This is a genomic window from Ruminococcus callidus ATCC 27760, assembly GCF_000468015.1.
In the GTDB taxonomy this organism is placed as follows: domain Bacteria; phylum Bacillota; class Clostridia; order Oscillospirales; family Ruminococcaceae; genus Ruminococcus_C; species Ruminococcus_C callidus.
Window position 1 is genome coordinate 1 of the sequence record NZ_KI260468.1, and the last position, 3,012, is coordinate 3,012.

Below are 3,012 nucleotides of genomic sequence, written 5' to 3' on the forward strand. Positions count from 1 at the left end.
AGGGGGACCAGCGAAGCTGGTGGAGGGGTTCTTTCAAAATCTTTTGCATAATAATCCTCTAAGCAACTCGCCGCCTTGACGATTTCCCAAATTCGTGTTACAATAGTACCATACTGAAAATTTGGAGGAACGTAACATGCGAATCTTAGTAGTTGGCATGGGACTGATCGGCGGCTCTATCTGCAAATCGATAAAAGCAGCCACTTCCCATGCCGTTTACGGATGTGACGTACAGCAGGCAGTTCTGGACGATGCCATTGCCGACGGAGCGATCGACGGCACCGGCACTATGACAGACGGCACTTATGACATGATCATTCTCTGCCTGCACCAGCGTATTGCCATTCAAATGGTACAGGAAGCCCTGCCTAAAATTCCGGCAGGCACGATTCTGGTAGACACCTGTGGTCTGAAAGGGCGTATGGTGCGGGATCTGACCTACCGCTGCCGGAAAGCCGATGTGCGGTATGTGGGCACACACCCTATGGCTGGACGAGAGAAAAACGGCTACTACGCCAGCATTCCCAACCTGTTCCAGAACGCCAACCTCATTGTTACACCAGTGGACGGCACCGATGAAGCGGCTCTGGACACCGTCAAGGAACTGGCAGACCAGATGGGCTTCGGCAAGATCGTCACCGCCACGCCCATGTGGCACGATAACATGATCGCCTATACTTCTCAGCTGGCTCACGTGGTTTCCAGCTCTTATGTCAAGGACTTCTGCATGGACGATGCCCTGTCTTTCTCCGGCGGCAGCTTTCAGGATATGACACGCGTGGCAACCATGGACGAGTCTATGTGGGCTGCCCTGTTTCTGGACAATCGGGACAACCTGCTGTACCACCTCGATCTGCTGATCGAAAACCTTACGGACTACCGCGATGCCCTGAAACAGCGGGACGAGGAACGGCTGCAATATCTCATTGCCGAGGGACGGCAGATTCAGGAAGAAAATGTCCGTAAACGTCAAGAACAAAACGAACTGCAAAAAGGAGAAACCGCATGAACTGGACACAAGTTGATATTTACACCACCACGCCCGCTATTGACCTGCTGAGCGTCCGGCTGCAGGATCTGGGGATCCGCGGCTGCATGGTACAGGACGCACAGGATTTTCAGGAGTTTCTGGAACAGAAAGACGGCAAGTGGGACTATCTGGAGGACGGGCTCATGGAACTGGCAAGCTGTGAAACCTGTGTCACGGTCTACCTGCCGGAAGATGCACAGGGTGCCGAAATGCTGGCAGCTCTGCGAACCATGCTGGCACAGATGAAAGCCGAGGACACCGAACACCAGTACGGCAGACTGGAAGCTGTCTGCTCCGGCATTCGGGAGGAGGACTGGGCGAACAACTGGAAACAGTATTTCAAGCCGTTTCCGGTGGGAAACAAGCTGTACATCAAGCCCAGCTGGGAAGAACCCACCGCAGAAGCCGCCGGCAGAACCATTCTGGAGATCGATCCGGCAAGCAGCTTCGGCACCGGACAGCACCACACCACACGGCTCTGTCTGGAACTGATGGAAAATGAGATCACCCCTGCCACCCGCCTGCTGGACTTGGGCTGCGGCAGCGGCATTCTGTTTATCGGCGGCATGCTGCTGGGGGCAAAGGAAGCCTATGCCGTAGACATTGAGGAAAATGCCACCCGTATCGCCAAGGAAAACGCCGCAGAAAATCACCTGAATCCGGAAAACTATACCATTTCCTGCGGCAACATCATCACAGACACCGCCCTGCGGGAATCGATCGGCAGCGGCTATGATGTCATCACCGCCAACATTGTGGCAGATGTCATCAAGGGCATGGCTCCGCTGTTTCCGTCGTTCCTGAAAGACAACGGCATTCTGATCCTGTCAGGCATCATCACGGAACGGGCAGACGAAGTGCTGGACACTGTGACTGCCTATGACTTCGCCGTGCTGGAACGGCGGGAAGCATCCGGCTGGTGTGCTGTCAAGCTGCAAAAGCTTGCCGGAGCCGGCACCTGCTGCGACACCCTGCGGAAGTAACCATGGAACTGCTACAGCTGGAATACTTTTATGCAGTGGCACAGAACCAGCACATGACACGCACGGCGGAGCAGCTGCACATTGCACAGCCCTCGCTCACCCAGAGTATCCGCCGGCTGGAAAAGGAACTGGGCGTGCCTCTGTTTTACCGCAGTGGCAGGAACATTGCCCTGACCACATACGGTGAGGCACTGCAGAACGCTCTGACACCGGTGCTGAAAACTCTGCACCAGATTCCTACGCAACTACAGCAAATGGCTCTGGAACGGGAAAAGACCATTCGGCTGAATGTACTGGCGGCTTCCACACTGGTGACACAGGCACTGATCTCCTATAAAAAAGACCATGACGGGCTGCATTTCCGGCTGATTCAAAACTCGCAGTGCGAGGACGCAGACATCACGGTTTTCACGCGGGAAAATTTTCAGATTCCCACAGATACCAAGGAACGGTATGAGCTGTTTAAGGAACGCATTTTTCTGGCAGTTCCACACAATTCGCCCTACGCCAGCGAAGAAAGCGTCCGCTTACAGGACTTTGCCCATGAGGATTTCATCAGCCTGTCCGGTTCCCGCAGTATCCGCACGATCTGTGACCGCTACTGCATGCAGGCGGGATTTGTCCCGCACATCATCTATGAGAGCGACAGTCCGGACACTGTCAAAAACCTGATCGCCAGCGGACTGGGAGTAGGCTTCTGGCCGCACTATACGTGGGGCATGGACAGCATGGAGCAGATTCGCCTGCTGCCTATTGCGGAACCTACCTGCCAGCGTGCCATTATCCTACAGCTGCACCGCCACGCCAGAGGGCAGGAGGCAGTGTGCAGCTTTTACGCCTTTCTGAGCCGCTATCTGCGGCAGCTGAAAGCCGCGGAACAGCATTAAGAAAACAAACCACCGCATCACTCCCTCGGATTTCTCCGGCAGGTGATGCGGTGGTTTTTGTTTGACATTTTTGTCGAATGAAGATTTGCAGTGTTCTGCTATCCTTGGCAAA

At 54.6% G+C, this 3,012-nt stretch carries 3 protein-coding genes; all 3 read left to right on the forward strand.

Annotated features, from left to right (window positions below; all coding sequences use genetic code 11):
• The first annotated feature begins 136 nt into the window (after positions 1–136).
• From RUMCAL_RS11930 to RUMCAL_RS11940, 3 genes are read left to right on the forward strand one after another with little or no spacing between them, the layout of a single operon-like run.
• Positions 137–1,009: a prephenate dehydrogenase gene (locus RUMCAL_RS11930; RefSeq protein ID WP_021683181.1), complete on the forward strand. Its 873-nt coding sequence runs from the start codon at positions 137–139 to the stop codon at positions 1,007–1,009.
• A complete protein-coding gene (gene prmA / locus RUMCAL_RS11935) occupies positions 1,006–2,013 on the forward strand; it encodes a 50S ribosomal protein L11 methyltransferase (RefSeq protein WP_021683182.1) in 1,008 nt (335 codons plus the stop codon). The genes RUMCAL_RS11930 and prmA overlap by 4 nt, the downstream gene beginning before the upstream one ends.
• A gap of 2 nt (positions 2,014–2,015) precedes the next feature.
• Entirely contained in the window at positions 2,016–2,900 is an 885-nt protein-coding gene (locus RUMCAL_RS11940) for a LysR family transcriptional regulator (protein ID WP_021683183.1), read from the forward strand.
• Positions 2,901–3,012 lie beyond the last annotated feature (112 nt).

Excerpts from the sequence above, each read along its gene's own strand:
- RUMCAL_RS11930 (WP_021683181.1), top strand. The coding sequence starts at position 137 with ATGCGAATCTTAGTAGTTGGCATGGGACTGATCGGCGGCTCTATCTGC.
- prmA (WP_021683182.1), top strand. The coding sequence starts at position 1,006 with ATGAACTGGACACAAGTTGATATTTACACCACCACGCCCGCTATTGAC.
- RUMCAL_RS11940 (WP_021683183.1), top strand. The coding sequence starts at position 2,016 with ATGGAACTGCTACAGCTGGAATACTTTTATGCAGTGGCACAGAACCAG.